This window comes from Methanoculleus sp. UBA413 (assembly GCF_002502935.1).
In the GTDB taxonomy this organism is placed as follows: Archaea; Halobacteriota; Methanomicrobia; order Methanomicrobiales; family Methanoculleaceae; genus Methanoculleus; species Methanoculleus bourgensis.
Map to the genome: position 1 here is coordinate 38,192 of NZ_DAQR01000080.1, position 5,451 is coordinate 43,642.

At 63.8% G+C, this 5,451-nt stretch carries 5 protein-coding genes; 2 read left to right on the forward strand and 3 right to left on the reverse strand.

Annotated elements, in window-relative coordinates; genetic code table 11:
* Positions 1-101 precede the first annotated feature (101 nt).
* Positions 102-1,325, forward strand: coding sequence for an MFS transporter (locus BP858_RS06405; RefSeq protein ID WP_286879140.1), 1,224 nt, complete (start codon positions 102-104; stop codon positions 1,323-1,325).
* Between the two features lie 294 nt (positions 1,326-1,619).
* Here the strand turns inward: BP858_RS06405 and BP858_RS06410 are convergent, their stop codons facing one another.
* From BP858_RS06410 to BP858_RS06420, 3 genes are all read right to left on the reverse strand, one after another.
* Positions 1,620-1,958 (reverse strand): DUF5518 domain-containing protein, encoded by a 339-nt coding sequence (locus BP858_RS06410; protein ID WP_014866027.1) that lies wholly within the window; start codon positions 1,956-1,958, stop codon positions 1,620-1,622.
* Between the two features lie 62 nt (positions 1,959-2,020).
* Positions 2,021-2,965 carry a carbamate kinase gene (gene arcC / locus BP858_RS06415; RefSeq protein WP_281767875.1) on the reverse strand — a complete coding sequence of 315 codons (945 nt, stop codon included), beginning with the start codon at positions 2,963-2,965 and terminating at the stop codon, positions 2,021-2,023.
* Positions 2,966-2,970: 5 nt separating this feature from the next.
* A complete protein-coding gene (locus BP858_RS06420; RefSeq protein WP_286879141.1) occupies positions 2,971-4,269 on the reverse strand; it encodes an arginine deiminase family protein in 1,299 nt (432 codons plus the stop codon).
* 295 nt (positions 4,270-4,564) lie between these two features.
* Between BP858_RS06420 and BP858_RS06425 the strand changes: the two genes are divergently transcribed.
* Positions 4,565-4,774: a hypothetical protein gene (locus tag BP858_RS06425; RefSeq protein WP_048104391.1), complete on the forward strand. Its 210-nt coding sequence runs from the start codon at positions 4,565-4,567 to the stop codon at positions 4,772-4,774.
* The last annotated feature ends 677 nt before the right edge of the window (positions 4,775-5,451 follow it).

Consider the following 5,451-nt stretch of genomic DNA (forward strand, 5'->3'; position numbering starts at 1 on the left):
CGGGTTCTCCGTTACAGGGTATTTGCGCTTGCTGCGGATAAGGGCACTGATGCTCCCAGAGCATTATCTTATATAAAATCAGCCACCACTCCCCGGAGAAGATGCCAGATTCTCCCCCGGAGACCAGCCAGAGGGTCAGGGACATCTCGGTTCACCTCATCCTGCTGCTCGGCGTGGCGAGCCTCTGCGGGAGCCTGGTCTCGAACGGCGCCAGGAGCGTCACCGGCCCCTACATTCTCCTCCTCGGGGGAAGCGCGGCCGTCGTCGGGCTGATTGCCGGGTTTGGCGAGTTTGTAGGGTATGCGCTCCGGTTTGTCGCCGGCTCCTACGTCGGCCAGGGCCGCCACTACTGGAAGGTGGCGATGGCCGGCTACGGCCTGCTCGTCGCCATCCCGCTCCTTGCCTTTGCCGGGCGCTGGGAGGTAGCGGCCTTCCTCATCATATTCGAGCGGATAGGGAAGGCCATCAGGACACCGGCGCGGGACACGATCCTCTCCCACGCGACGGCGGCAGTCGGGAGGGGGTGGGGGTTTGGGGTCCACAAGGCACTCGACCAGGCCGGTGCGGTCATCGGACCGCTGGTCATGGTCGCTGCCCTGGTCTTCACCGGCGGATACACCGCCGGGTTTCTCCTGCTCGGGATCCCGCTCTTCGGCGTCGCGATAGTCCTCCTCATCGCCCGATCGGCGGTGCCGAGGCCCGGGCGCCTGGAGGTGCAGTTGAACGGGAGAGGGGAGGAGACCGCGGATCTGCCCGGGATCAGGCCCTACGCAACGTTCATCTTCCTCGGCATGGCCGGGTTTGCGGCGTTCCCGCTCATCTCCTACCACTTCAAGGCCCAGGCGATCATCTCCGACGCCGCCATCCCCCTCGTCTACGCATCGGCGATGGCAGTCTCGGTCGTCGTGGCGCTGCTCATCGGCAGGGCGTTCGACCGTATCGGCGCCCATGCCCTCCTCACCATCCCGGTTCTCAGCACCGCAACGGTCCTGTTCGCCTTCTCGCTCACCCCGGGGATGGCGGTCGCGGGATCGCTCGCCTGGGGGGCCGGGATCGGGATCTTCGAGACCGTGCTCAGGGCATCGATCGCAGAGTCCACGGCGCTCGAGCGCAGGGGAGAGGTCTACGGCATCCTGAGCGCGGTCTTCGGGACGGCGTGGTTCATGGGGAGCGCCGTGATGGGGGTCCTCTACGATGTATCCCTCACCCATATCGTCGCGTACGTCATCATCGTCGAATCTGCAGCGGTGGCAGCCTACCTCTGGATGTACCGGGCGCGCATTGTAGTGCGGTTCCAGGAGGAGATCGGGGATCGTATCCCGTGACTGCTGCATCGAGCCGTCATTCTGGCGCGTGAGGCAACATACGATACAGGCGATGATGAACGATCTCACGCGAAGCCGCGAAGGACGCGAAGTTTGGTAATGGGTGTGGACAGTCCCCTTCGCAGCATCGCGCACTTCTGCAGGAGGCCACATGAGATGCGGGCGGTGATGAAAGGTCGCACGCGAAGCCACGAAGCCGCGAAGAGGGAAAGGGAGGGAACGCCACATCTTTCGCGGCTTCGCGCTCTTCGCGTGAGTTACCGTTGCGTGTGAAATGTTAGATGTGCCGGCGCGTTACCGCCGGATCGCCCCCGCGATGGCGCCGCCGATCAGGGAGAGCAATCCCTGGTAGACGAACGCCGCTACAATGATGACGAGCGATGTCCCGAGCCCCGCGATGAATCCAAACGCACCGAGCAGAATCGTGCCGCCGATAAGAAGCAGCGCCGCGATGACGATGGCACCGAGGATGCCGGCAAGCAGCCCGGCCTTTGCGCCGTTCCCAACCCCGCCCCTGACCATCCAGCCGGCGACGAACCCGCCGACCAGCGGCCCGATGACCGGCAGCAGGAAGCCCAGGATGAGCCCTACGAGCCAGCCGACAATGACACCCGTCCAGAAGTTATTCGCCATAACACTCCTTCACCGCCGGGTGGTCGGGGATCTAGAATATAAACGTTGGGGTCGGGCCCCGGCTACCGGTGGATCCAGGTGCCCACCCGCCCGGCCAGGGCGTCACCTGCCGAATCAAGCGACGTTATAACCACCCGGCGCCCCCCGGCCTCTAGAAACGCGATGGCCGCCTCGATCTTCGGCCCCATGGTCCCGGGCGGGAAATGCGTCGCCTCGAGATGCTGTTTTGCCTCGGCAACCGTCATCTCACGGAGTGCCTGCTGGCCCGGGCACCCGTAGTTTAAGAACACGTAGTCAACATCGGTCAGGATCAGCAGGTCATCGGCGTCGGCGAGCCGGGCGAGGAGCGCCGCGGTGTAGTCCTTGTCCACCACGCCCTCGACGCCGCGGAGGGTGCCGCCCGGACCAGCGACCACCGGGATGCCCCCGCCGCCTGCGGCGATCACGACCGCCCCGCCCCTGAAGAGCCGGTTGATCACCTCTCCCTCCACGAGGGTGACCGGGCGCGGCGAGGGGACCACCCGCCGGTAACCCCGTCCCCGGATCTGCACCATCTTCCAGCCCTTCTCCACCATGAGCCTCTTTGCCTGCATCGCGGTATAGAACGGGCCGATTGGTTTCGTCGGGTTCCCAAACGCCGGGTCATCGCCTTTCACCAGGGTCTGTGTCAGCACAGCCACGACCGGACGGGCGAGCCCCGCCTCCCTGAGGGCCTCATTCAGCGACTGCTGGAGCATATACCCGATCATCCCCTGGCTCTCGGCCCCGCAGATGTCGAGCGGCATCGGCGGGAGGGTATCCCTCGCCATCTCGTTCCGGAGGAGGATATCCCCCACCTGCGGTCCGTTCCCATGTGTTATGATGACGTCGTAACCCTCGCGGATGATATCCACGATATGCCGCGATGTCCGGCGGACGTTTGCAAGTTGCTCTTCAGCGGTTCCCATCTCCTGATGCCGCAGGATGGCGTTGCCGCCGAGCGCGACCACCACAGCCTTCTCCACCATCCGGTTCACCCCCTCTCCAGTGCGCAGGTCATGCAGTGGGGACCACCGTAGCCCCCGGTCAGGTTCTCGAAGTGCAGCGGACAGGTCTCGATATCATGCTGGTAGAACTCCGCCTTGTGCGGGAAGAACTGCCCGACGTTCCTGATCCGGCGGTAGTCCTCCTCTGCGTGACGGAGGAGCCGCCCGTAGCGCGCCGTATCAACCGCGGCCTTCCGTTCCAGGTTCGCAAGCACCGTCTTCATCACCCGCTCCCCTTCCACCGTGAGGATGACACCGTCCCGTACGCAGAGGACGTTTGCGGCGTAGGAGAGCTGCTCCAGGATCGAGAGATCGATCACCGCAAATCCCTTCGACCTGATGTAGTCATAGAGGGTCACGGTCTCCCCCGATGGCTCGTATCCCTCGTTCGTCCGGTGGTAGACGTCGACCTGCGCCCTCCGGAGGAGGATCTCGGAGCCGATCACCACCCCGCTCGAGGCGACGTTGAAGTAGGTGTCGAGGTGCATGTCGATCATCGGGTCAGGCCGCTTGCTCGGGACGAGCGGGTGGCCCGGCTGGTGGACGACGCCGATCTCGTCAAAACCCGTGGCACAAGCGAGGAACTGGTGGATCCCGGCCTCGTTCGTCCGGTCTCCGGTCCCGATGAGGGCGAAATCCCCCATCGGCATGAAGTCGCCGCCCTCGAAGGTCCCGGGTTCCCGTACCGTCCCGGCGATGGGGATGCCGATGATCTCCCAGAGGAACCTGGTTATCTCAGCCTCCCGGGACCGCTGGGGCTTTGCCGGCCGGCCGCTGACCAGGCCGCATTCAGTAACCGCCTGCTGGTCGCGCATGAAGTAGAGGTTTGCAAGCGGCTCCTGCCCCATAATCCGGACGTCCACCCCGCCGCCGGTGCTTCCCTCTCCCACCTCGATGACCGGGTTTAAGAGGAGGAGGGTGAAGAAGTGCTGCGAGTCCAGGGCGTCTGCGTTCTGCTCCATGCTCCTGCGGGCCTCCGCCACCTCCTGCCTCCCACCCCTGATGGTGACGGTCTCATGGGCCCAGTCGACGAGCCGCCGGCGCACCGCCGGGTCGCGGTCGGCGGCGTCGAGGATGGTCTCCTTGAGCCGCAGCACCCGGACCCCGAACTCCTCCCTGAGGGTGTACTCGAGGCGCTCGTGCTCCCGGCGCGCCTCGTAGCGGCTGAACGCCCGTTCGTAGAGCGCCGCATACGGCTCAAGCAGCCCGAAGAACATCTCGATCCCCGGCCTGTGGACGGCAACCCTCCGGAGCCTCTCCCACTCTGCCCGAACCCTCGCTGTCATCTGTCTCACCGCCCCCGCCCGGGGGCGGTCACTGCAGCGTGAACCCGGCCTTCCTGACCTTCGATGATGGAACTGATGCCTGGAAAGACGGCAAACGCCAGCAGGCCATAGAGATGTATTTTTATATACCGATGCATCCGTTGGCACTCCAATCAGGAGATTTCTCCCCGGAAAATGGATAAACCTGTCGCGGACCGTGCTCGCCCGCCGGCCGGGGGAGCGGAACCACAATACTTATAATCAGGGGAAACAATCGCCTCTCAGGAAATATTATCCACCACTCACCCAGGAGGAGGTGTTCATTGTGAAGATCAAGCGCTATAAACCCCCCATCTCTCTAACCGCAAAGCCGTTCCGGGCAGTGCGGCGGCTGCACCGCAACCCGACCTACATCCCGATCAGGATCGGCCCGGTGATGAACGGCGCTGTTCTTGCAGCCCTCTCGGCGACAGCGGCCATGTCCGGGCTGATCCTCGGGTTCTGCATGCGTATTGCAGGACTGTGAGGCGGCACCGGGCCGGCCTGAAACATTTTCCAGCGCACTCGCCGGGCGTGAAGGCCCCGAAGGGGGTCAACGATCACCGGTTAACCGCGCATGCGGCATCTTACTTTGAGGGAGCGAGGCGACTCGCCATTCGCATGCGGGAGAGCGCGAAGTTCAGGAGTGTAGCAACGCCTCCTTCGCGACTTCGCGGCCTTCGCGTGAGACTCTATTGCTACCCTGTACTAAAATCTCACGCGAAGACGCGAAGAGCGCGAAATTCAGTTGCCGGGCGTTGCAGTCCCCCCGTGTCTTCACGAGGTCGTCCCAAAACGCCCATGAGGCCGTTTCGGCCACAGGCTCAACTGATGAAAAATCCCGAAGGGCGATTCACCACTGGCATGTCGCGTTTGGGAACGCAACAAACAAAGACTCCGTTTCCAATTTTGAGGGGATTGTCATGTGAAACGCCTCTGCCGGGAGGGGGACACCCTATTGGCGCGAACGTTCGGCATGGAGACTCGTGAGGATACTGTCCAATTCAGGAGAAGAACGTCATTTTCGGGCACTATCGGCCGGTCTCCGGTCAATCGTCCACCTCCTCGGAGAACGGTCTTGATCCTTGCCGGTGAGAGCCCGATCGGTTTGCTCCGGGAGGTTATCAGGCCCCGGGTGGGGTTTTCCCCGGGTATCGCCACACA